Source organism: Chryseobacterium nakagawai (genome assembly GCF_900637665.1).
Classification (GTDB): domain Bacteria; phylum Bacteroidota; class Bacteroidia; order Flavobacteriales; family Weeksellaceae; genus Chryseobacterium; species Chryseobacterium nakagawai.
Genome location: NZ_LR134386.1, coordinates 4,145,386 through 4,166,683, shown reverse-complemented (window position 1 = coordinate 4,166,683; position 21,298 = coordinate 4,145,386). Strand labels below are relative to the sequence as shown.

The following is a 21,298-nucleotide window of genomic DNA, read 5'->3' as shown; positions in this document are numbered from 1 at the left end:
AGATCTTCCAGACAAAATTTTCGGGTGTAAAAATAATGAAATATTAGCTTTAAAATAATGTTCTTCAATAAATAATACTCATGAAGCTAATATTTTTCAGTTTAAAAAATTGCTTGCTTAAGCAAAAGAACCTGAGAGTTTCAATCATTTCGCTTTCGAAAATGCCATTTTCACTGCCAGATAAGTCAATACACTCGCCATAAACCATTTTTGTATCTTAATCCAGAAAAGATGAGCAGCAAAGAAGCGGGCGGCCTTCGCGGCTGTTAATACGATTAAAAAATTGACACTAAAGCTTATCAGTACCTGAACAGCTCCTAGTTCCAGACTTTGGGTTAAAACAGAACCATATTCAGGTTTGATGAATTGTGGGAAAAATGATAAATAGAAAATAGCTACTTTGGGATTGAGTACATTGGTTAAGAAACCAACAGTGAATAGCTTTTTAGGACTGTCATGAGAAATACTATGATCCACTTCAAAAATATTTTTACTCTTAGGTTTGATAGCCTGATAAGCTAAATATAAAAGATAAACGGTACCTGCCGCTTTAAGGATTGTATAAGCAAAAGGAACGGCTAGCAGTACAGCCGTTAGACCAAAAGAAACCATAATGATGTGAAAAATAAAACCGCAGATCACCCCAGTTAATGAGATAAAACCGGATTTTTTGCCCTGAGTGATGGATTTTGAGATTAAATAAATCATATTAGGCCCGGGGCTGATAGCCAGTATAAGTGCCGCTGCCATAAAAAATGGGAGGTCTTGAAATGGAATCATAAGTCAAATAGGTTTTACATGAAATTTTTCAAAGCAAAGATACGCGCTGTTTCTGATCTGATTTTATTAAAAATAAAACAATATTAAATTTTATTCAATTACATTTTATTTTCCACTTAAATGTGATTTAAAACAGATACCAGCGCATTTTTTTTGTAAATTTCAACTCATAAAATAATTATCATTAAAAAATATTTATTACCATGACCACGGAAAACATCTTTGAAGCCCTTAGAAACTGGAAAAATCTTATCGATTCTTATACTAGTGAAAATGATACGAATGGAGTAGAAATTTGGAATTACTTAAATCAGGGAACTCATTTCAGTATTTCAGGAAAAGAAATTGAACTATGGGCAAGGAATCTGGAAAAAGAAGAAATCAAAAGAATTCATGCGTATATAGGTATTCATGAAAAGCAACTAAAGTTTTTTCTCATTAATTCTAAAAGTGATAAAGATGCTGATTTTAGCACTGTTATTGTTAAAGATTTTTTACTCAATTTTCCGGAATCAAAGATTGAAAGCAGTAATGATATGGTAGTGCTTCCTACTACGATTACCGCTGAATCCGCTATTAACCGTAATTTCAGATGGAATATGTTTGGAATGGCCTGGCTGCATTCCCAGAAAAATAAAGATCTTTTTCAGGTGATATCAATCCCTTTTTCAGATTATGAAAAAATGGGAATTGAAGGGGAGAAAACCTGTACAAGTTTCTTTGGGCTTACTGATGATATGGAAAAGAAAGACCCTGATTTTCCTTACCACATAGAGATCATTACCGTGAAAAGCCTTGCTGTTGATCATATGAGCGAAACGGCAGAAAATTATTCTACTCCAAGACCGCCGTTTTCCGTTGATACTCTCAATGATTATCAACTTTTGAAGCAAAGCAGTAGTGTTCTCGTATAATAGTCTGTCCCTGTATCTTCAAATTATTATTAATCTGGTCCTACTGGCAGGATTAATCATGTTGATAAAAAAATGGGTAAAAACAAAACTTCCTGTGATCATACTTCTTTCAGGAGAGTTGATCCTGGAATTAACGGACTTGATTGACCGGATGATGAAGATCAATACCCTCAATACCTATAATTATGCATTGAGCCAGTTTTTTGGTTTGATGATCCTTACAGTGATCTATAACAATTATTATATTCAGCTTTCCCGTGAAGTAAGGTGGCTTATCTATTGTTATGCAGGATTAGTCTTGATTGGGAATATGTTATATGTACAAAATGATGCATTGGTTACTTTTTATTCCAATATTATAACCAGTGTTATTATTTGTAGCTATGCAGCCTGCTATTTTATGAAGATTATAAAAGAGGGACGGGTAGAAAAGAAGATGTTCATCGTTAATATTATTGTTTTTTTATTTTTCTCTGTAGAATGTCTCATATCCACTGCTTTTAATTTTTTAATCAGCAATCATCTAAGCTGGGTAGCGCCCATATGGCTTTTTAGAGGCGTTTTGTTATTGTCTTTTTATATTGCTTTTATTAATCTGGGATGTGGCGTTGGGAAAATCAGGATCAGATAGTTATATGGATATGGATCGGTATTGGACTATTTTTTTTAACAACGTTGTTAATTACGCTATTGGTTATTAACTATTTAAAAAGTATAAAAAGAAATAAGAAGAAAGTTTCTCAGCTGGTCCGTAATACCCAAAAAGAATACTTGGAGAATATGTTGCTTCTACAGGAACAGGATAGGGAACGTCTGGCGGAAGAGCTTCATGATAATATTATTTCACAATTGAATCTTATCCGTCTAAACCTTAATGACAAACAACCAGAGGAACTCAGTAAAGATTTAAAAAGATCCATGCAACTGATTCGTGAGCTGTCACACAATCTCACACCTCCGGATCTCAATGAGATTGATCTGACGGATTTGATTGAAGATTATCTTGAACAGGTTAATAAAAATATAGAAGTGATTTTTCGCTCTATTACGATAGGAATACCCATAAGTAATCCTGTCAAATTGAACCTTTTCAGAATTGTTCAGGAACTCGTTACCAATATTCTGAAACATGCTGAAGCTACAAGAATTGATGTCTCCCTGAGGGTATCGCTAAATTATGTAATACTCACCATTGAAGATAACGGAAGAGGTTTTATCTTGGGAAAGCATTCTGGAGGTATTGGTATGAGGAATATTAAATCACGGGCACAGAAAATCAAAGCTATTTATAAACTTAAAACACAGCCTGAAAAAGGAACAAAATTTATAGCCTGTATGGCAATACAATAAAAATAAATATGGAGCATTCAAAAATTAAAATAGGCATTGTAGATGATGATCTGCTGTTTGTACAGCTTTTAAAAAATTATATAGAAAATAATGGAAATTATCAAATTGTTCTTACATCAACAGGCGGAAATCAATTTCTTAGTGAAGGTATCCCAGCGTTGGATATTCTGATTCTGGATCTAAGGATGGCGAATGGGGATGGTCTTGAAGTGATGACTGCCTTGTCAAAAAAAGATATTGAAACCAAGATTATAGTTCTTTCCAGCTTCTACAGACGTTCTTTTATGGGGCAGATGCTTAAAATGGGAGCTCATGCGTTTTTATCCAAAGAAATCGAACTTGAGGAGCTGTTAGTGGTAATCAATACCGTTTACAACACCGGACATTATTTCTCCAATGAACAGATTGATGTAATGCGGAGCCAGTTTTCCAATAAGCTGCCGGAGTTTCATACTTTTTCAAAAAATGAGCTCACTGATAGGGAAGTAGATGTTTTACGGTTGGTTTGTCAGCAGCTTAGCACAAAAGAAATAGCAGAATCATTATTTATTTCTCCAAAAACGGTAGAAACCCATAAGACCAATCTTATGATTAAAACAGGAGTGAAAAATATGGCCGGATTAGTGATCTACGCTGTGCAAAATAGTATTATTGATGCCAACGAAATAGTGCTTTTTGATAAATAAGTATAAAGAATCAGGGAGTACATAACTGCACTCCCTGATCATAAGAAATCTAAAAACACACTATAATTAAGGATTTAATACTTTAGCCATAGAAACCGCGTCAGCGATGGTATCCAGAGCGTAGATCTGAGAGATTCCCTGGGTGGTTGCAGCCTGCGTTAAAATATTTTGTTGATTTTGAGAATTCACTGCATTTTCAAACATGATTCCTGTAGAATGCGCTGCTGTTTGATAGACATTACTTAATGCCATTGCAGGAGATTCTGCTACCACTTTTACGTTAGTCTGCGTTACTGCGTCTGTGATCTGTTCGTTTACTGTTGTTCCAGTTTTTTCGTTAGCCATGATGATTATTTTTTATTAGGTTTTAAAAACAGCCGGATTTTCCGGCTGTTTGGAGAATGAAATTTTGCTTTTAGCAAAAAATGAATTACGGATTAAGGACTCTAGCAATAGAAACTGCATCAGCGATAGTATCCAGAGTATAGATCTGAGAAATTCCCTGAGTAGTTGCAGCCTGTGTCAAAATATTTTGTTGATTTTGAGAATTCACTGCATTTTCAAACATGATTCCTGTAGAATGTGCAGCAGATTGATACACGTTACTTAAAGCCATTGCAGGAGATTCTGCCACTACTTTTACGTTAGACTGAGTTACTGCATCTGTGATTTGTTCGTTTACTGTTGTTCCAGCTTTTTCGTTAGCCATAATGATTATTGTTTATTTGAGTTTAAAAACAGCCGGATTTTCCGGCTGTTCGGATAATGAAATTCTGCTTTTAGCAAAAAATGAATTAAGGATTAAGGACTCTAGCAATAGAAACTGCATCGGCAATAGTGTCCAGACTATAAATCTGAGAAATTCCCTGAGTAGTTGCAGCCTGTGTCAAAATGTTTTGTTGATTTTGAGAATTCACTGCATTTTCAAACATGATTCCTGTAGAATGTGCAGCAGATTGATACACGTTACTTAAAGCCATTGCAGGGGATTCTGCCACTACTTTTACGTTAGACTGCGTTACTGCATCTGTGATTTGTTCGTTTACTGTTGTTCCAGCTTTTTCGTTAGCCATAATGATTATTGTTTATTTGAGTTTAAAAACAGCCGGATTTTCCGGCCGTTCGGATAATGATATTCTACTATTAGCAAAAAAATAAATTAAGGATTAAGGACTCTAGCAATAGAAACTGCATCGGCAATAGTGTCCAGACTATAAATCTGAGAAATTCCCTGAGTAGTTGCAGCCTGTGTCAAAATGTTTTGTTGATTTTGAGAATTCACTGCATTTTCAAACATGATTCCTGTAGAATGTGCAGCAGATTGATACACGTTACTTAAAGCCATTGCAGGAGATTCTGCCACTACTTTTACGTTAGACTGCGTTACTGCATCTGTGATTTGTTCGTTTACTGTTGTTCCAGCTTTTTCGTTAGCCATAATGATTATTGTTTATTTGAGTTTAAAAACAGCCGGATTTTCCGGTTGTTCGGATAATGATATTCTGCCTTTAGCAAAAAATAAATTAAGGATTGAGGATTCTAGCAATAGAGATGGCATCGGCAATGGTATCTTTGCTGTAAATTTGAGTGACACCTTGCGTTGTTGCTGCCTGGGTCAAGATATTATGTTGATTTTGGGTATTAATTGCATTTTCAAACATAATACCTGTAGAATGTGCAGCGGTTTGATACACATTACTTAAAGCTATGGCAGGAGATTCTGCTACTACTTTTACATTCGACTGTGTTACTGCGTCTGTGATTTGTCCGTTTACTGGCATAATAATTATTGTTTATGGGTTAGAAACAACCGGACTTTCCGGCTGAGAGGGTGAGTTTTTAATCTAAAAAAATTAAGGTCTTAGAATCTTAGCAATAGAAACTGCATCAGATACTGTATCCAGGCTATAGATCTGCAGAATTCCCTGAGTGGTTGCTGCCTGACCTAAAATATTCTGTTGATTCTGATTCGTTACCGCATTTTCAAACATAATACCTGTAGAATGTGCTGCGGATAGATAGACATTGCTTAAAGCCATTGCAGGAGATTCTCCTATTACCTTTACGTTAGATTGCGTTACTGCATCTGTGATTTGTTCATTGACTGTTGCCATAGTTGTAATTGTTTTTTTTGAGATTGGATCTCGGTTAATAATTATTGAGATAAACTAATTTTCTATTATATTTTTAAGCTCACGACAGATCCTGCAGATGAAATAGATTTCAAAGGCATTGATATAGACTGATAATTGATGATTAGATCCGAAGGGTGATTCTTATTACAATGGTTGAAACCATTATTTGTAAGATCTGTGTGAGTTTAAAGCATATCTTTAAAGCTCAACAAGCAAAAAAAGCTGTTGAAAAAAGGATGCGGTTACCATTTTTAATATCTGTCTTAAAAATGAATTCCTGTGGTATATCTGCTGACAACATCGGATTCCTTTGGGCTTGAAAATGGATTCTGAATGATTGCTTTTGAATATTGACAGCATTGGAAGACGGTGCAAAAATTGACGTTGACCTGATTGTATGATGGATAGCACCGGAACTTCTTTTGACAGGAAAGTAAACCGCATCCGTAATATTAAAAAATCGGGATTATAATCTTCCCTTTTTTAAAATTCCCAATTCTCTGTATTTCAGCTTTCCTGAACTCATTTTTTTCATTCCCATGACATTATTGGCTATTCCCATCATAGAGTCCCTTTGCTGATTTAATACAGAATTGGTCTGCATTAATCCTGTAGAATGTGCACTTACCTGAGCAGAAATAGCCTGAGGTACAGCAGTGGACATTCCAGTGATTATGGTATTGATTTCGTTCATAATAAATATAGGTGTTTGATGATTTATGGGCGGATATTACCAAATCTTGCATTCAGTTTATTCATCCTGTCAACAATTTTGATCTCTTTCTGCCTTAGCTTTGCTGTTGAGGCTTCCTGAAGTTTTTTCAACTGTTCTTCATAATTCATAGAAGGAAGTTCAGAAGGAGTAGCTGTTACCGGAACCGGAGCTGCTTCTTGCTGTTTAACAGCTTCTTCCAGCTTTTCCAATAAAGGAGCCAGTGACTTCATTGTTTCTTTGATTGCTTTTTCCTTGATGTAGTTTACGATTTCATCTTCATGCCTCAAAACAAAAGGCATAATCTCTTCCTGAACCATTTCAGGCTCAGTCACTGCTGCAGGCCGTTGGGCTACAGGAACTTTCTTGGGTGTTTTTCTGTTCATGGGTATCGTTTTTTACCGTTATAATAGAATTACAGTAAATAATTAATGAATGCTGCCGCCGCTCTCCAGTCCCGATTGAGATCCTGAACAACAATATATCCAACTGCTTCCAGGGCAATACACGCCGAAATAGCATTCGCTGAAAGCATTTCTTTTAATTGATCTTGGGGCAGTTTCAGAATATAGTCACTTTGAAAGAAGGTGTTTTTAGAATGACTTTCAGTGCCTTCGTTGGCTATGATTCTTAGAATTTGTTGGAAATAGTGAGCAATCAGCCTGGAAACCTGAAATTCCAGTTCCCTTTTCAATTCTACAGTCTGTTCATTGGTTATTAAATCTGAAACCGCTGATACATCCACATCATGTACGGAATATAAAGCTTCTCCTGTATCAGAAGGAGTGATGGTAATATCTGTTTTGAGGATCCATTTTGCTTTTTCAAGATTGATGGTAAGCAGCTTGGAATCGGATTCCGGAGCCGCAATATCGCTCAATGCTGTGAGGGGAAGAATTCTTACATTACAGTAAAAAGATTTGGGATCATCCAGTTTGATCATCACAACCGCTATTCCTGTAGCTTTTTCTTTGGGTTCTACTACAAAACACTGATAGTTGGTATACTTTCTAATACTTTTACAGTTCACCAATCTGATGGTTGGCTGAATGTTGATGTCTGATGTCTGGAGATTAAATACAAAACGGTCTGCATTATTTTCAGCTTTTTTGTGATCCGTACTTTTGGTATCCAGATAAGAGCTATCATGCGCTCTGATCAAATAAAGGCGTTCATTTAAATCACTTAAACTCTCTAGGTTTAAAATTTTAGCGGGTTTGGTTACTGAGGAATAATTCATGGCTTATTATTTTTGAATTTGTTAATGAGTTGGGTTATTATTGTTTTTTTCTCTGTTTGCGCCTCAGGTTCTCCTGAAGTAATTACTGGTTTTACGAGTGGCTGTGTCAGTTTTACTGACTTCAATACTAATTTTCCCTCATGTGCAGCCGTGATAAAGCTTTTTCTCATATTTTCTTTCTCTGATGAGGTTTCTTCCTGAATCGGATGGGCTACCCGTTTTTTTTTTCGTTCTCTTCAGCTTCGTTAGGGACTTCTGTAAACGAAGTAGGAGAGGAATGGGGTTCATTAGAGACAGGAAGCGTGTTGACATTATAAATAGTATTGGAAACTTTAGCTTTTACTTCTGCATAATCACTTACCATTTTAAATAAGTCTCTCATCATTTCGTTTCCTTTTCCTGCATCTTGGCTCTGCAACATTTCTGTTGGTGGAGTAGATGCCTCTTTACTGCCCGGAGCTGGCCCGAAAGTAGTTCCGTAGGTCAATAAATTATTAGCAAGTCTGCTCAATGCAATAAGACCTACCTGTTCAAAGCCTTTTAAAAAAGACTGTAAATCCTGAACCATCATTCCTGTAGACTGTTCAATCATTACTTTTGTTACTCCGGTCATTGGGGAAGCCTTAGGAGGTGCCAGCACCTCACTGTTCACAAATACTACAGCTTTTTCCGCCGGAGTAGTGGCTTCCACTACCTGAGATTGTGGGCTTTCACTGTTAAGTTCATTCATGATAGTAAGGTTTTAGGTTATCCTTTTAAAATTTTAATGGCATCAGCAACAATGGCTGGGTTGAGCTGATTCAAGTTTTGCTGATTGGTTACCGAATTCTGAATGGAAATTCCACTGGCATGGGTAGCCATCTGATAAAGCATACTCATGGCCTGTGCGGGAGATTCACCAAGCACGGTAACATTGGTCTGCGTTACAGCGTCTGTAGTCTGGTTGTTTACGGTGTCTGCCATATTTTGGGTTTAAATGGTTATTATTATTTTAATTTTCACAATCCTTTTACAAAGGTTTTTCTTTCAATTCAACCATTGTGTTTTTTCGGCTGAGTATTCAGAATGAGATTGTTGATCTCTTTTGTCTGATACAAATTTCATGAATAAAAATAAATCTTCATTAAGGGAAAAAACGGATTTTTTAAAAATAAGGGAATTCTCCTATGGGTGAATTTTATGATTAAAAATGAAATGTTTTAATAATATATAGTGATCTTAATAGGATGGGTAATCCATTAGTTAATAGCTATATATACTAATTCGATCAGTTACTAAGAGTAAACCCTGAATTTCTAAAAATGGGGAGATCCCCTCTATTCTGTCATGAGCTTTACCTTGAAATTTGTGCGATAACCTATTTAATAATCAACAGTATGGATCCAACAAAAAAACAAGGGAAAAACAAAAAAAATAACCCTAATAAAGCCCAACCAATCCTTAATCCTAAGCTTAAATCTAAAGCACTCATACAACCCGGATATGCAACAGGAGATATGTTTGCGATTGCCGCTGCTTTAGTGGATGATGATGAGCTTCATGTAATCATTACAAAAGGTAATGAGAACTGCAAAGACCCCACAGACAAAGCAGATTCTATCAAAAAGTTTTATGAAGAATCGGGAATTGCTAAGAAGAGAATACATGTGGTGGAAGTAAGTAAATTAAGAAGCAATAATCAAGAATTAAAAGAAGCAATTTGTAAGCTTCGAGAACAAGAAGAAATTCCAAAAAAAGAAGTGCCTCTTGGCTATGGGACGGATTATGTTGCCGAAAATTTCACAGCTGAAATGCAGGAAAAGCTAAGAGATGCATGGAAGGTTAATAGTAATGAAAGAGAAAATGATGCTATAAAAAAATGGTTGATAGAAAAGGGCATACCTAGCAGGGGAGATCGTTTATTGATATTATGGTCACGGTTCAGTGGTAAGAATGGAGATATTCATATAGAGCATGATACCAGTTATTTTGGAATCAAGCAGATTGTCAATAGAGCAGTGGATATGTATGATGCTATCATGATCACAGGAGATAAGGGGTATCAGAAGGAAAGAAGAGATAAAGGTTGGAGAAAAAAAGACGATTCGAAGAAAAGAGGTCATCAGTTTGACGAAATTGCGGAGGAGATCAATGCTGAGGTTGGAACTGCCAAAATTTTTAATATCACCGAATTCTGGAATGATGAAGCTTCAAATGAACTGCCCAAATGGGATGGGAATACTCGGATGGGACAATTTAAACTGTATGAGTATTTTGAAAAAAATTTTGACGAGGTAAAACATCTCGGGTTCAGAAGTGGAAACCTCGAAGTGATGGCAATGCTGGGCTATACAGTCTTATATATGGAAGAATATGGCAGTATAGGCGGTGAAAGAATGGCTAAATGGAACGACAATCGTGGGAAAATCCTCAAGGAGAAAGGAATTATTAAAGTTACAAAAGATATTGGATATCAACGAATCCTATTGAATGTACTCCCAACAAGAACAGGTAAATATCTTCAGGATAAAAAGGCTAAGATAGTAAAAGAAGTTACTGAGAGAATAGAAGAAATGGATGAAGAAGAGAAAAATGAATTAGTTAGAAAAGACAAAATAAAAAATAAAAGAAACAAAATAAGAAAAGAAGAAACAGAAGAAGAAACACTAAAAAGAATAATAAAAGAAGAGATAGACAGAGAAGTATATAAAGGAATAAAAAAAGAAAAAATAGACCGTCCAGATTTTACTCCTGGTAAAGAAGGTAGGGGTAAAAAACCTGATGAAATACGTGATAAATACCAAGGATTTGATGATGCAGACTTGGATAATCTTTTTAATCGATATATACATGTAGGTTGGGAGGGACCATCAAGGAAAGAAAATAAAATAAAATGGGAAATAAAAAAATATTCTGAGCCGAGAGAAGGTAGAATAAAAGAAAGACCTTAAATGAAAATTAGCAACTCAGCCTTCCTGATATTTTTAAAATCAAAGACAATACTAACAGATTAAAATTCGTATTTCCACAGTTTTCCTATGGGGATTTTATTCTCTGTTTTGCAGCACGATAATCAGGTACCTAACTTTATATGACTATACACCGAAATCCGGGCAGATATAATCTGTTCCGGATTTTAAGGGAATAACGATTAAAAATCACTATATTTAGAATTATAATAAATGATCTAATTAAACTTTAAAACCAATACATTATGTTGAAAACCCCTCATTCAATCATGAAATTATGGCTCTTTTTTGTCTTAGCATCAGTATCCTCATTTATGCTCACTGGATGCAATACAAAGAATGATGCAGATCAGATCTTTTACAACGGTGATATCCTCACAATGGCAGGTAAAGAAGCTGCCTATGTAGAAGCTCTCGTCGTAAAAGACGGAAAAATTGTCTTTGCAGGAGAAAAAGATAAGGCTATGGCCCTTAAAGGAAATAAAACACAGGTAACCGATCTTGCAGGCCGTACGCTGATGCCAGGTTTTATAGATGCCCACGGTCATATTTCGCAATATGGATTTGCTTTACAAATGATTGATCTGCAGCCTGAGCCTTACGGAAAGGTAATGTCAATTCCACAGCTACAGAAGGTTCTCAAAGATTATATAGCCGAAAATAAAATTCCTGCCGGAACTATGATTGTTGGAAATGGTTACGATGATGCCATAATGGAAGAACATCGTCACCCGACAGCTCAGGAGTTGGATGAAGTCTCGTCTGTTAATCCAATATATATAGAACATACTTCAGGGCATATGGGAGTTGCTAATTCTTTACTGCTGAAAAATATGAATATTACATATGATACTCCGAATCCTGTCGGAGGAATCATTGGCAAAGATCCGGCCACCAAGCAGCTTACAGGAAAAATGCAGGAGAATGCCAATATCAATAGCTTACAATATGTAATAACACAGCTTCCAAAACCTGCAGAAAGCGATAAGTATAAATCTTTACTTGCCGCAGAAAAAGCCTGGTTTGCCGGTGGACAGACTACCATATGTGAAGGACGTGCTGCGCCGGATAATATTGATAATATTATGGATGCAGACAAGAAAGGATTGTTGAAAGGTGATTATATCATTATGCCGGATTATGACTTGAATGCCGATAAACTGACACATTGGAAACAATTCTATAAAAAGTACAATGGGCATATTAAGATAGGAGGTATAAAAATGACTTTTGATGGCTCTCCACAAGGTAAATCAGCTTGGCTTACAAAGCCTTATCTGGTGCCGCCGGAAGGAGAAAAGCAAGGATTCCGGGGACAGCCAATCTATTCAACAGAAGCAGCTTATAAAGGACTAAAAGCGATCTTTCAGCAGGGAATGCAGGTCCATATTCACTGTAATGGAGACGCAGCGATAGATGAAGGTCTTAACTTATTAGAACGTCTTAAAAAAGAAAAACTGCTTACAAAAGATATGCGCTGTGTTCTTATCCATAGTCAGGTATGCCGTAAAGACCAAGTTCCCCGTTATAAACAGATCGGAATAATGCCAAGCTGGTTTCCTACACATGTTTACCTGTGGGGAGACTGGCACCGCTCCAATGTGCTTGGAGAAGAAAGAGCAAGGAGAATAAGCCCTTTGAAAGAAGGGTTAGATCAGGAAATCCCATTTACCATTCATCATGATTCGCCGGTCACTCCTCCCGATTTGATTACTGCGGTATATGCTGCAGTAAACAGAAAAACACGTTCCGGATATATACTGGGGCCAGAGTTTCGGATCAGTCCTTATGAAGCCCTTAAAGCAATCACAATCAATGCTGCATGGCAGTGGGGAGAAGAAAAAGAAAAAGGAACGCTGGAGAAGGATAAAAGAGCAGATCTTGTTATCCTGGATAAAAATCCTGTTAAAGTAGATCCTTTTGCTATTAAAGACATCCGTGTTATGGAAACTTATAAAGACGGTGTGCAGGTATATAAAAAATAATAGATTTCAAATACAAGATATTCCGGAGAAACAGCATTCTGAAATTTTCAGAGTGCTGTTTGATTTTATATCGCTGAGAAATCTAAATGCGAAGAACGCTGAAAAAACTGTAAATTAGCCATTGAAAATTAATTGAAAACACATCCTTTGTAATCTATCTATGTCTAAACTAAAAACTGTAAGAGAACAGAAAAATCTGACTCAGGAAGAACTTTCAGAAAAGTCAAAAATTTCTGTCAGAACAATTCAACGGATTGAAGCAGGTACAGAACCGAAAGGACATACGCTAAGAGCACTGGCTCAGGCACTGGAAATAGAGGAAAATTTATTACAAGATACTATTGTAATTCCTGAGATCAATGATGAGGTAACCGAAGAAAGTATTCCGGAGGTGAATGAAAAAGATCAATCTGATGTCAATTATTCTCTCATTAAAATCATCAATCTTTCCTCATTGCTTTTTACAGTATTGCCCCCTTTCAATATTCTTGTCCCTATTCTTCTGATGTTTACGATGAAGCAGAGAAACAACCTGGCCCGTCAGATTATTTCTGTTCAGATGATATGGACGGTGATGGCGCCTATTGCTTTTATGGTGGGGATCTTTTTAAAGCTCGGAAGACAGTTTACCTTGGTTCTTATGATTGCCATTGTACTCTCCAATATCTTTATTATCCTTCGTAATGCTGCTGAGATTGATCGGAATAGAAAACTGTATTTTAGATTGAATTTCAGTATGATATAAAAGTTGTCAGGGCTTTGTCGGGTTTTTGTCGGGTTCATTTTTCGTTGTCAAACAGATGAAAATATAATCTTTGTCAAAAATTTAATCATGACAAAGACAGCTTCACTGGCACTTCTTTTTTTTACCTTTCTTTTTAATTCTATTCAGGCGCAATTACCCAAAACAGATTCGCTCTACCGAACCATTATGTCTAAAGACAGTCTGTTTTTTTCAGTCGCCTATAATACCTGCGATATTCCGAAGATGGAAAGTTTTCTGAGCGAGAAATTTGAATTTTATCACGATAAAGGAGGCTTTGCAGAAAAAAATAAATTTATAACCGATTTTAAAAATGGCTTATGCAAATCTCCGGAAACATATCAATTAAAGAGAGTCCTCATTGAGAAAAGCACTCAGGTCTATCCTATGTATAAAGACGGAAAGATATATGCAGCCATTCAGAATGGAGACCACCTGTTTTATGAAAAAGTAGAAAATCATGCCGAAAAACTAGTAGGAGAGGCCAGTTTTACCCATTTGTGGATACTGGAAAATAATGAGTGGAAGCTGAAAAATTCCTTAAGTTTTAATCATCATCCAAAGCAAACTACAGATAATGAGGCGATGTTTGATAATGATCGGTCAATGGAAAACTGGCTTAAAGAAAACCATATTCCTGTGCTTGGATTAGGTATCATCAATGGCGGAAAACTACAAGAGGTAAAAGTTTTCGGAGATATTTCAAAAGGACTTTCAGCTCCCGATAATGCCCTTTTTAACGTAGCCTCTCTTACCAAACCTGTTACAGCAATGGTAACACTGCGTTTGATCAGTTTAGGAAAATGGAAGCTGGATGAACCTTTAGATACTTACTGGACAGATCCGGATATTGCTGGCGATCCAAGACATAAGAAAATTACAACAAGGCTCATTCTTTCCCATCAGACCGGGTTTCCCAATTGGAGATGGATGAATCCTGACAAAAAACTCAACTTTCAATTTGAACCGGGAACACAATACCACTATTCAGGAGAAGGATTTGAATATTTGAGAAAAGCTCTGGAAAAGAAATTCAAAAAAACGTTGGATCAGCTTGCCATGGAATTGATTTTCCAACCGCTGCAAATGAATGATACCAACTATATCTGGGATCAGAATACCGATGAATCAAGGTTTGCAATCGGATATAATACAGACGGAAAACCATATCCAACAGAAAAAAATAAAACTGCCAATGCAGCGGATGATTTGCATACTACAATCGGGGATTATGGAAATTTTATGGTCAGTGTAATGAAAGGGAAAAATCTGAAGCCGGAAGTATTTAAGGAAATGATAAAAAAACAGGTAAAAACTAAGGAAAACAAGTACTTCGGGTTAGGTTTTGAAATCTATGACCTAGGTAATGGTGAATATGGATTATCTCATGGCGGAGCCGATCAGGGGACAAGATGTATTGCGATCATACTTCCGGATTCCGGTAGAGGCATTATTATTTTTACCAATATTGATGATGGTTATAAAGTCTATGAAAAGCTGGTTCTTCATTATCTGGGAAATGAAGGAAAGAAGATTGTTGACATAGAAAATAAGTAGTTTCTTAAACCTATTCTTAAAATCATAAGGCTTCAGATATAGCTCTTTGCATCTTAATACATTCTGCTGTTTTCAATCATCTGTGTAATCCGTGAAATCTGTGGGAAATAAAAATGAAATATAAAAAAGCCTGTCATTCACTATGAAGACAGGCTCTGTGATTTTTATTTTACCTTTTCTAAAAGATATAATTTGGCACCGGAAAATGCCAGCTTAGGCATCAGGTTACCTTCCAAAACCATTGTTTTACTGTTAACGTCAATGACTGAAATATAATTATTGGAATTGTATTCAATATAGTTTTCCTTTTCCTTGGTGATAGGGTTTTTTCCGAACTCCAATGAGTATTTTACCCAATCTTCTTTATCCGTACTGCAATGCACTGGTTTGAACTTAGATTTTTTAGCTTTGAAAATCATTTGGTCAAAGCCCCCTGCACATTCAGAAGAAAATGTACTTTCCGGATTCTGATCTTTGGTGAAATCTTCGAAAGAGCCTTTGTATACGCCTACTACTTTCCAGGTTCCATCTAAACGGTCTTCATCTATTTTACCCTTTGCCTTGCTTACTGCCCAGCTAATGCCATTCACAGTCCCTTTTACCGCCTTATAACCAATATTTACCGCTCCAGATACTACTTTAGTCGCAGTTCTTACCACGCATGAATTTAATACCAGAACAGCTGAAGCCAGAAATATCATTTTTTTCATATTGTCAAATTTTTTACGAAGATAAGCCTTTCAGTTTAATGAGAAAGAAGATGGATGTGGGGAGCCAGAGGTTATATAAGCCGGATTATTGGTAAGAAGATAATGACAGTTGCTACTTTCATCCGCATAATATTCTGTTTATTTACTCCTTTAAAGAAGAAGCTTTATAGTTCTCAAAAGTATAAATAAGATGATAATATAATTTGTTTTCGTGATAGGTTTTTCCCATTGGAGCCACCTTTTCACCTTGTACCAAGAGTTTTTTTTCAACCTGATTGTTCTTGTACTTTTTTAACGTAGGCAGAAGATAAGAAAAGCTGGTTGTTTGTTCCTGTTCGTTATCATGAATAAATATCCATTCATTATATTTTTTATTAAAATAACAGGAAAGATTACCACCGAGTTTCTTTGGTCCGGAATATTTTATCTTAAATCCTTTTTGGGTTAGAAGACTGTCTGTATTAAACTTCTTGGGTATAAGCTGATGCCAGATCTCAGAAGGAGTTAAAGTCTGTGCCGAAGGCAGAAACATTCCTGAAATTAAGGTGATAAAGAATACTATTTTGTGTCTCATTTGTTTTTTCGTCCTGGGTTGCACTTTTCTCACTTCTTAAAACTACACATTATTGGATGGATTCCATTCACTCTATTTTTTGTATTTTTAAAAATAAGATTAATAATGATGAAAATATTTCCTTTTATCATGCTGTTTTTACTAGTATATTCCTGTTCTCCTAAGATGTTCAGGCTTGCTACTCCGGATGATAAAGCCAATTTTGGGATTTCAAAACCTTCTAAAGCTGTATTCTTTGTGGAAAATGAAAAAATTACAGCGCCGGAAGATCGTATCATTGATCATAAGGAAATTGCGGACAGGCTTTACAGGCAATTAGGAGGTGCTACAGACAGACTTATGGTAGCCAGAACCAATGCAAAAACTTTTAAGTTCTCCAATGGAACGACAACTTGGTTTGTTGATACTCAAAACTTTCCGAAACGAACAGCTATGATTTTATTTGATGGAAAAAACGAACCCTTGATCGAGTATAATCCCAAAAACTATGAGCGCTTGGTTACAACATATCTGTCTGAAGATTTGAAAATGAAGCAGAAATCTGAAAGGGAAGATCAAACAGCCAGAAAAGAAGCATCAGACAACTGGAATTCTATGGAAGCTGTTCCTTTTACACCTGATCAAAAATATGCAGATCGGATTATTAGTCACAACAATACCGTTTATTATCCTTTATTAAACTTTGAAGATGGAGGAAATTGTAACGGGAAGTTTAGAAATATCATCTATTGGGATGAAAAGCAGGAAAAGATAAGCTATACTGCTGATCTTACCTATAGAAACGGGAAAATGCTTGAGTATATGTATTCACGGGAAGGAATGAAAAGTGTACAGAAATATTACCTTAATACAGTAGGATTATTAGATTCTATTGTAACTTCTGAAAACGGGAAAAGAGAGATGAAACTTAATTTCAAATATCTGCCGGATCAGTTTGTTATTCATTCCAGCTATGGTTCCAGAGAAGAGTTCCACCTCAATGCAAAAGGGCAGGTGGATGTAAAATATGATTTCGATAAAAAGAACAAAATCACAAAAGAAATTCATTATACCTATGATGGTCTTGGAAGAGTTTTAAAAGAAAAAAGTATTTACAATGGAGAATCACCTATTACCAATACTTATCAATATGATTCTGATACAAGAAAAATGTATTCAAAATTGACTATTCAAAGGAAAGAAGGGAAAATACTTTCTGAAAATAAAGCTGAGATTATTGATGGGAAACAAATTTTTACCCTTATTGCTGATGGAAAAATTCAAAACAAATCCATTTCAACGCTCAATAGCAATTGTGAAGGAAAAGTCATTACATACGATAGCAGTGGGAAAGTAGTATCTGTAAGTGTTCAGAAAAGAAGGTAATAGGAATATATTTCTTGACTGTTGATTTATAATTGCATAATCCAACCGCGCGCCATTTTCGAAAGAAAATGGCGCGCGGTTTTTTTAAACTTTAAAGCCTCCTGAAATATTTGCTTATTGAGAGAATATCTTTAAATACTCTTTCGGCATCCATAGGAAGCATAAGATTAAAGCTCCGGTCAACACGAGAGATAAAACCAAAGTAGCCACTTTGAAACCATCTAACCTGAATACTTTTTCCTGATTTCTGCCGGAACTGTGAAATCCGGACAGTCCTTGAGGATAAGGTTGATTGTCTTTTTGTGGCTGTATTCTTCCATTCGAGGAAGAGGATAGAGGAGAAAGTGACTCTACATTTCTGTTCTGATCTACAGTATTGGTAAATGCACGTTTATTTTCCTGATGTCTTTTTTTAGCAGATTCTATCTTTCCATCGGCAGTAAGATGACGGATCACTTCTTCAATTTTTTCTGAATATTGGTCGTATTCTTTACTGATGATTTCAATTCCCTTTTTAGATTCCTTTATTTTGGTTTCATTATCCTGATGTCGTTTTTCATTTTGTGAGATCTGTATGTTGAGGTCTTGAAGCAGTTTTGTTTTCACCTCTTTTAAATCTTCTTTTTCCTTTTTAAGATCAATGATCGCGTTTTGAAGAATTCTGCGTCTTTCTTCTTCAAGGTTATCCAGTTCCTTTTTAAAACCATCAGCATCTACAATTTTAAAGATTCCTTTTTGTTTTACAAATTCTCCAATTTCATGACTTTGAGTAAAGTAAATAGTGTCAAAAACATTCAAAAGCTCAATAGATTTTTTAAAAAAGGTCTGCAATTGAGCGGCATTCGTCTCGCAGTAAACGACGAGATAGTTACCACCGGATTGGGTAAAGTCCAGCTCATCCACTTCCCGGACATTAAATCCTATTTTATCAAAATCTTTTGGTTTTTGGATGGAAAACTGATCGGAATGATTAACTATAATAATGCCTTCTGACAAATTATTTTTTTCAAGAATATGCTGGAAGTCATTTAATGTACTGATGATAAGTCCTTCCGAAGCAATTTTATTTACAAAAAGTAAGCTTGAACCTATAAATGTTCCGCCTCTGTCTGAATTTTGTTCTTTTGCGAACGTGTAAACAGAGTAGGAGATGAGGTTGCATCCTGCAGAATAATCTTTTCGTATTGAGTAGATATTGCTTTGAGGAAATAATTTGATGGCATCGGTTTTAAGATCAAATGTTCTGATTTCCTTAGCAATATTCTGATTTCCACCCAAAAAAAAGGATTGCCTGAAGCCATTCGGGTTACCAAAAGTCCCGAATGCCGAAAAAAAATAAGTACTATCCATTAATTTGTAAAGCTAAATTTGATACGTTCCCAGAATGTTCCTTCATAATCAAGATCATAACCTACAATACTTCTGTAGAGCCATTTTGCAAGTACTTCAGCCGTAGAAAGATTCAACAGGTCAATTTTTTCACTTCCGGTGGTATTCTGAATACTTCCGATGGTGTAGTAGCTTTTGCTTAATCCATACGTATCAATACGCTGTGAGGTCATGGGAAGATGTTCAGAAATAAAAGCATCAAGAGCTTCGGCACTTTCCACATCCATTCTTCCCGATTTGTCCCACTTGGAAATAACCAGAATAGCATTCACCGATTTTAAATTCTTACCTTTTCTTTCCAGCTCATCCAGAAATTCATTGATTAAAGAATCATCTTTATACGCAGTTTCATAACTGGTTACAATGATAAAAGTAAGCGGGATATTGGCATTCAGAAAGGTTTCTATACTGCTGTGATAGCTTCCGCCTCTTCGGATATCGTTGTGATTTTCCCCGGAAGTTTCCAGAAACGTAAGATCCATAGGAACCACTCTTTTAGATCGGTTATTTGGTTCAAAAACAAGATCCAGACGGGTCACCTGATCTCTCGTTGTTCTGTTGGGAAGCACACCTTGCCTGATATTTTCAAAAAAATCTGAAAGCAAAACATTAGCTTCTTTAGAGTTGGGAGTTCCCAGTTTGGGTCTCAGAACGCCAGCATACGATCTTAGATAGTAAAGCATTGAGGAGAGAATCACAGATTTTCCGGACTCTGCTGTTCCGAAGAAAAAGACAAAATTACTGTCTTTATTCCTGATGTCATTAGAAATGGTTTTGGCAATCGGAACAAAGTCTGTTTTAGTATCATTTTGAAAATCAAATGATAACGGTTTCAATGCTTCCTCTGTCTCAAAAGAAAGAGGTTTTAAATGATCTTGAGTTTCCATGGCTTAGTTGTTAGGGATGATGGTTTTACCGCTTCTTTTATTGGTGAAGACACTTCTATTATTATTTCCATTGTAGTTTCCTGAATCTGTAACCAGTAAAATGATAATCACAATCACAAAATCAAGTAAAATACAGCCTGCCAATACTACAAACTGGTACATTCCAAAATTTTTAATGGTATGCTCAAACGCAAAACCGATTTTTCCTACTTGTTGGGTTTTTGAAACAACCGGTTCAAAATGTATTTTATCATTTCCAAGAACAGTTTGTGCTCTGCTTCCCAGTTTATTATAATCAGAAAGAGATTCATCAATGAGCCCCTGAGACAATCCGTCTTTATCCTTTTTAGACAAAAGAAGCAGTTCCTGAATATTTTTATTCCACTTAAAAGCTGTATTATTGATGTCAGTTTTTAGTGCTTTTTCTTCAGGCGAAAGATCAGATACAATATTGTCGATCTGTTTTCCCATTCTTTCTGCAAGATCTTCATAGTCTTCCCCAACAGGAGTCAGTAAATCTACCTTTTGCCCCGTTAACCTTTCAATATCTTTAATCAATAATTGAGCACGGGTTCCAATTCCTTTATTACCGGGATCTTTGATCTGTTCCATCATCTGTTTTTTCTTGATCTCAATATTCTGGGTAGTCGCTTTATTATACTTATAGCTTAATTTCGATTCTACATCATTTTCAAGAGTCGTGAAATTTTTATTGATGTCACGAAGTTCATCCGTATAAATATCTGTTTTCATAAACCTGGTATAAAGGGCATTAAAATTGGCTATGAAACAGAAAGAAGCAATGAAAATGTAAATCCCCACCAGGCTTCCGGTAGGTTTACCTTCCATTTTGGCATTTCTCAGCATCCAGCATAGGAAGAGGAGCAGCAGTGATAATACCAAAGCAATGACAAATGATGCGGGGCCAAAGATCTGTTGTAATCCAAGCCAGGTTTGGTAAAAACTTACGCTGATGAGTAATAAGGCAAGAATTCCCAAAAAGAGATCTGCAGGAGTTGTTTTTTTATTCATAATGTATCTGTTGTTTTGAATGAGGTTATAAAAAACACTTTGTTTTATAATGCCCGAAACTACGAACAACAGGCTGAGGAATATTACGGGAACCCGTAAACGACAACGCTTATGATTTGATCTGAATGTTGATTTGAGGAATTATCTCGTGCAGATGTTGGAGATAAAGAAGATCGTTAAGAGTAAATAATGTAATTTTCTAAATGTAATGGTCAAGTAGATGAAAAATGAAATTGGAATTATTCGAAACCGAAAATAAAGGAAAGTAGGT

General features: G+C 35.9%; 26 protein-coding genes. 9 read left to right on the top strand and 17 right to left on the bottom strand.

The genetic code is table 11. The features are described from left to right. Positions 1-144: 144 nt before the first annotated feature. The gene (locus EL260_RS18705) at positions 145-780 is read right to left on the bottom strand and encodes a LysE family translocator (protein WP_123856972.1); all 636 of its coding nucleotides are present in this window, start codon (positions 778-780) and stop codon (positions 145-147) included. 203 nt (positions 781-983) lie between these two features. Here EL260_RS18705 and EL260_RS18700 point away from each other — a divergent pair, with 203 nt between their 5' ends. The 4 genes from EL260_RS18700 to EL260_RS18685 all read left to right on the top strand — a co-directional run bounded on the left by EL260_RS18700 (position 984) and on the right by EL260_RS18685 (position 3,730). Next, on the top strand, positions 984-1,694 hold the full coding sequence (locus tag EL260_RS18700) for a hypothetical protein (protein ID WP_123856970.1): 711 nt from the start codon (positions 984-986) through the stop codon (positions 1,692-1,694). A 58-nt stretch (positions 1,695-1,752) separates the two neighbouring features. Continuing rightward, on the top strand, positions 1,753-2,325 hold the full coding sequence (locus EL260_RS18695; RefSeq protein ID WP_123856968.1) for a hypothetical protein: 573 nt from the start codon (positions 1,753-1,755) through the stop codon (positions 2,323-2,325). 149 nt (positions 2,326-2,474) lie between these two features. After that, a complete protein-coding gene (locus EL260_RS18690; RefSeq protein ID WP_164466552.1) occupies positions 2,475-3,044 on the top strand; it encodes a sensor histidine kinase in 570 nt (189 codons plus the stop codon). A gap of 8 nt (positions 3,045-3,052) precedes the next feature. Next, on the top strand, positions 3,053-3,730 hold the full coding sequence (locus EL260_RS18685) for a response regulator transcription factor (protein WP_123856965.1): 678 nt from the start codon (positions 3,053-3,055) through the stop codon (positions 3,728-3,730). Positions 3,731-3,796: 66 nt separating this feature from the next. Here the strand turns inward: EL260_RS18685 and EL260_RS18680 are convergent, their stop codons facing one another. From EL260_RS18680 to EL260_RS18630, 11 genes are all read right to left on the bottom strand, one after another. Then, on the bottom strand, positions 3,797-4,075 hold the full coding sequence (locus EL260_RS18680; protein WP_123856963.1) for a RebB family R body protein: 279 nt from the start codon (positions 4,073-4,075) through the stop codon (positions 3,797-3,799). Positions 4,076-4,160: 85 nt separating this feature from the next. Next, on the bottom strand, positions 4,161-4,439 hold the full coding sequence (locus EL260_RS18675; RefSeq protein WP_123856961.1) for a RebB family R body protein: 279 nt from the start codon (positions 4,437-4,439) through the stop codon (positions 4,161-4,163). Between the two features lie 85 nt (positions 4,440-4,524). After that, a complete protein-coding gene (locus EL260_RS18670) occupies positions 4,525-4,803 on the bottom strand; it encodes a RebB family R body protein (protein WP_123856959.1) in 279 nt (92 codons plus the stop codon). 86 nt (positions 4,804-4,889) lie between these two features. After that, positions 4,890-5,168: a RebB family R body protein gene (locus EL260_RS18665; RefSeq protein ID WP_123856959.1), complete on the bottom strand. Its 279-nt coding sequence runs from the start codon at positions 5,166-5,168 to the stop codon at positions 4,890-4,892. Positions 5,169-5,253: 85 nt separating this feature from the next. Further along, positions 5,254-5,511, bottom strand: coding sequence for a RebB family R body protein (locus EL260_RS18660; protein ID WP_164466551.1), 258 nt, complete (start codon positions 5,509-5,511; stop codon positions 5,254-5,256). A 72-nt stretch (positions 5,512-5,583) separates the two neighbouring features. Beyond that, a complete protein-coding gene (locus tag EL260_RS18655; protein ID WP_123856955.1) occupies positions 5,584-5,844 on the bottom strand; it encodes a RebB family R body protein in 261 nt (86 codons plus the stop codon). A gap of 487 nt (positions 5,845-6,331) precedes the next feature. Beyond that, entirely contained in the window at positions 6,332-6,559 is a 228-nt protein-coding gene (locus EL260_RS18650) for a RebB family R body protein (protein WP_123856953.1), read from the bottom strand. A 23-nt stretch (positions 6,560-6,582) separates the two neighbouring features. Further along, the gene (locus EL260_RS18645; RefSeq protein WP_123856952.1) at positions 6,583-6,963 is read right to left on the bottom strand and encodes a hypothetical protein; all 381 of its coding nucleotides are present in this window, start codon (positions 6,961-6,963) and stop codon (positions 6,583-6,585) included. 29 nt (positions 6,964-6,992) lie between these two features. Then, positions 6,993-7,817 carry a hypothetical protein gene (locus EL260_RS18640; protein ID WP_123856949.1) on the bottom strand — a complete coding sequence of 275 codons (825 nt, stop codon included), beginning with the start codon at positions 7,815-7,817 and terminating at the stop codon, positions 6,993-6,995. Between the two features lie 211 nt (positions 7,818-8,028). Continuing rightward, entirely contained in the window at positions 8,029-8,547 is a 519-nt protein-coding gene (locus EL260_RS18635; protein ID WP_123856947.1) for a hypothetical protein, read from the bottom strand. A gap of 17 nt (positions 8,548-8,564) precedes the next feature. Continuing rightward, positions 8,565-8,780, bottom strand: coding sequence for a RebB family R body protein (locus tag EL260_RS18630; RefSeq protein ID WP_047400697.1), 216 nt, complete (start codon positions 8,778-8,780; stop codon positions 8,565-8,567). Positions 8,781-9,193: 413 nt separating this feature from the next. Here EL260_RS18630 and EL260_RS18625 point away from each other — a divergent pair, with 413 nt between their 5' ends. From EL260_RS18625 to EL260_RS18610, 4 genes are all read left to right on the top strand, one after another. After that, on the top strand, positions 9,194-10,747 hold the full coding sequence (locus EL260_RS18625) for a hypothetical protein (RefSeq protein WP_123856945.1): 1,554 nt from the start codon (positions 9,194-9,196) through the stop codon (positions 10,745-10,747). A 263-nt stretch (positions 10,748-11,010) separates the two neighbouring features. Beyond that, on the top strand, positions 11,011-12,750 hold the full coding sequence (locus EL260_RS18620; protein WP_198418051.1) for an amidohydrolase: 1,740 nt from the start codon (positions 11,011-11,013) through the stop codon (positions 12,748-12,750). A gap of 160 nt (positions 12,751-12,910) precedes the next feature. Further along, the gene (locus EL260_RS18615; protein WP_123856943.1) at positions 12,911-13,495 is read left to right on the top strand and encodes a helix-turn-helix domain-containing protein; all 585 of its coding nucleotides are present in this window, start codon (positions 12,911-12,913) and stop codon (positions 13,493-13,495) included. 87 nt (positions 13,496-13,582) lie between these two features. Continuing rightward, positions 13,583-15,070, top strand: coding sequence for a serine hydrolase (locus EL260_RS18610; protein WP_123856941.1), 1,488 nt, complete (start codon positions 13,583-13,585; stop codon positions 15,068-15,070). A gap of 164 nt (positions 15,071-15,234) precedes the next feature. Here the strand turns inward: EL260_RS18610 and EL260_RS18605 are convergent, their stop codons facing one another. Both EL260_RS18605 and EL260_RS18600 read right to left on the bottom strand, forming a co-directional pair. Beyond that, on the bottom strand, positions 15,235-15,780 hold the full coding sequence (locus EL260_RS18605; protein WP_068944066.1) for a hypothetical protein: 546 nt from the start codon (positions 15,778-15,780) through the stop codon (positions 15,235-15,237). A gap of 142 nt (positions 15,781-15,922) precedes the next feature. Next, complete coding sequence (locus EL260_RS18600) at positions 15,923-16,354, bottom strand: hypothetical protein (RefSeq protein WP_123856939.1); 432 nt, start codon at positions 16,352-16,354, stop codon at positions 15,923-15,925. Between the two features lie 105 nt (positions 16,355-16,459). Between EL260_RS18600 and EL260_RS18595 the strand changes: the two genes are divergently transcribed. Beyond that, on the top strand, positions 16,460-17,719 hold the full coding sequence (locus tag EL260_RS18595; RefSeq protein WP_123856937.1) for a hypothetical protein: 1,260 nt from the start codon (positions 16,460-16,462) through the stop codon (positions 17,717-17,719). Between the two features lie 114 nt (positions 17,720-17,833). Here EL260_RS18595 and EL260_RS18590 read toward each other — a convergent pair whose 3' ends face one another. From EL260_RS18590 to EL260_RS18580, 3 genes are read right to left on the bottom strand one after another with little or no spacing between them, the layout of a single operon-like run. Continuing rightward, the gene (locus EL260_RS18590) at positions 17,834-19,069 is read right to left on the bottom strand and encodes a hypothetical protein (RefSeq protein WP_123856936.1); all 1,236 of its coding nucleotides are present in this window, start codon (positions 19,067-19,069) and stop codon (positions 17,834-17,836) included. After that, positions 19,069-19,995 carry a hypothetical protein gene (locus EL260_RS18585; protein WP_123856934.1) on the bottom strand — a complete coding sequence of 309 codons (927 nt, stop codon included), beginning with the start codon at positions 19,993-19,995 and terminating at the stop codon, positions 19,069-19,071. Before EL260_RS18585 ends, EL260_RS18590 begins: the two co-directional genes overlap by 1 nt. 3 nt (positions 19,996-19,998) lie before the next feature. Continuing rightward, a complete protein-coding gene (locus tag EL260_RS18580; RefSeq protein ID WP_123856932.1) occupies positions 19,999-21,027 on the bottom strand; it encodes a hypothetical protein in 1,029 nt (342 codons plus the stop codon). Positions 21,028-21,298 lie beyond the last annotated feature (271 nt).

What these genes read in the sequence shown, in the direction of transcription:
- EL260_RS18615 (WP_123856943.1), top strand. Translation starts at nt 12,911, where the DNA reads ATGTCTAAACTAAAAACTGTAAGAGAACAGAAAAATCTGACTCAGGAA.
- EL260_RS18585 (WP_123856934.1), bottom strand. Translation starts at nt 19,995, where the DNA reads ATGGAAACTCAAGATCATTTAAAACCTCTTTCTTTTGAGACAGAGGAA.
- EL260_RS18620 (WP_198418051.1), top strand. Translation starts at nt 11,011, where the DNA reads ATGTTGAAAACCCCTCATTCAATCATGAAATTATGGCTCTTTTTTGTC.
- EL260_RS18670 (WP_123856959.1), bottom strand. Translation starts at nt 4,803, where the DNA reads ATGGCTAACGAAAAAGCTGGAACAACAGTAAACGAACAAATCACAGAT.
- EL260_RS18635 (WP_123856947.1), bottom strand. Translation starts at nt 8,547, where the DNA reads ATGAATGAACTTAACAGTGAAAGCCCACAATCTCAGGTAGTGGAAGCC.
- EL260_RS18645 (WP_123856952.1), bottom strand. Translation starts at nt 6,963, where the DNA reads ATGAACAGAAAAACACCCAAGAAAGTTCCTGTAGCCCAACGGCCTGCA.
- EL260_RS18655 (WP_123856955.1), bottom strand. Translation starts at nt 5,844, where the DNA reads ATGGCAACAGTCAATGAACAAATCACAGATGCAGTAACGCAATCTAAC.
- EL260_RS18675 (WP_123856961.1), bottom strand. Translation starts at nt 4,439, where the DNA reads ATGGCTAACGAAAAAGCTGGAACAACAGTAAACGAACAAATCACAGAT.
- EL260_RS18610 (WP_123856941.1), top strand. Translation starts at nt 13,583, where the DNA reads ATGACAAAGACAGCTTCACTGGCACTTCTTTTTTTTACCTTTCTTTTT.
- EL260_RS18685 (WP_123856965.1), top strand. Translation starts at nt 3,053, where the DNA reads ATGGAGCATTCAAAAATTAAAATAGGCATTGTAGATGATGATCTGCTG.
- EL260_RS18700 (WP_123856970.1), top strand. Translation starts at nt 984, where the DNA reads ATGACCACGGAAAACATCTTTGAAGCCCTTAGAAACTGGAAAAATCTT.
- EL260_RS18650 (WP_123856953.1), bottom strand. Translation starts at nt 6,559, where the DNA reads ATGAACGAAATCAATACCATAATCACTGGAATGTCCACTGCTGTACCT.
- EL260_RS18680 (WP_123856963.1), bottom strand. Translation starts at nt 4,075, where the DNA reads ATGGCTAACGAAAAAACTGGAACAACAGTAAACGAACAGATCACAGAC.
- EL260_RS18640 (WP_123856949.1), bottom strand. Translation starts at nt 7,817, where the DNA reads ATGAATTATTCCTCAGTAACCAAACCCGCTAAAATTTTAAACCTAGAG.
- EL260_RS18660 (WP_164466551.1), bottom strand. Translation starts at nt 5,511, where the DNA reads ATGCCAGTAAACGGACAAATCACAGACGCAGTAACACAGTCGAATGTA.
- EL260_RS18590 (WP_123856936.1), bottom strand. Translation starts at nt 19,069, where the DNA reads ATGGATAGTACTTATTTTTTTTCGGCATTCGGGACTTTTGGTAACCCG.
- EL260_RS18665 (WP_123856959.1), bottom strand. Translation starts at nt 5,168, where the DNA reads ATGGCTAACGAAAAAGCTGGAACAACAGTAAACGAACAAATCACAGAT.
- EL260_RS18695 (WP_123856968.1), top strand. Translation starts at nt 1,753, where the DNA reads ATGTTGATAAAAAAATGGGTAAAAACAAAACTTCCTGTGATCATACTT.
- EL260_RS18705 (WP_123856972.1), bottom strand. Translation starts at nt 780, where the DNA reads ATGATTCCATTTCAAGACCTCCCATTTTTTATGGCAGCGGCACTTATA.
- EL260_RS18595 (WP_123856937.1), top strand. Translation starts at nt 16,460, where the DNA reads ATGATGAAAATATTTCCTTTTATCATGCTGTTTTTACTAGTATATTCC.
- EL260_RS18580 (WP_123856932.1), bottom strand. Translation starts at nt 21,027, where the DNA reads ATGAATAAAAAAACAACTCCTGCAGATCTCTTTTTGGGAATTCTTGCC.
- EL260_RS18625 (WP_123856945.1), top strand. Translation starts at nt 9,194, where the DNA reads ATGGATCCAACAAAAAAACAAGGGAAAAACAAAAAAAATAACCCTAAT.
- EL260_RS18630 (WP_047400697.1), bottom strand. Translation starts at nt 8,780, where the DNA reads ATGGCAGACACCGTAAACAACCAGACTACAGACGCTGTAACGCAGACC.
- EL260_RS18605 (WP_068944066.1), bottom strand. Translation starts at nt 15,780, where the DNA reads ATGAAAAAAATGATATTTCTGGCTTCAGCTGTTCTGGTATTAAATTCA.
- EL260_RS18690 (WP_164466552.1), top strand. Translation starts at nt 2,475, where the DNA reads ATGTTGCTTCTACAGGAACAGGATAGGGAACGTCTGGCGGAAGAGCTT.
- EL260_RS18600 (WP_123856939.1), bottom strand. Translation starts at nt 16,354, where the DNA reads ATGAGACACAAAATAGTATTCTTTATCACCTTAATTTCAGGAATGTTT.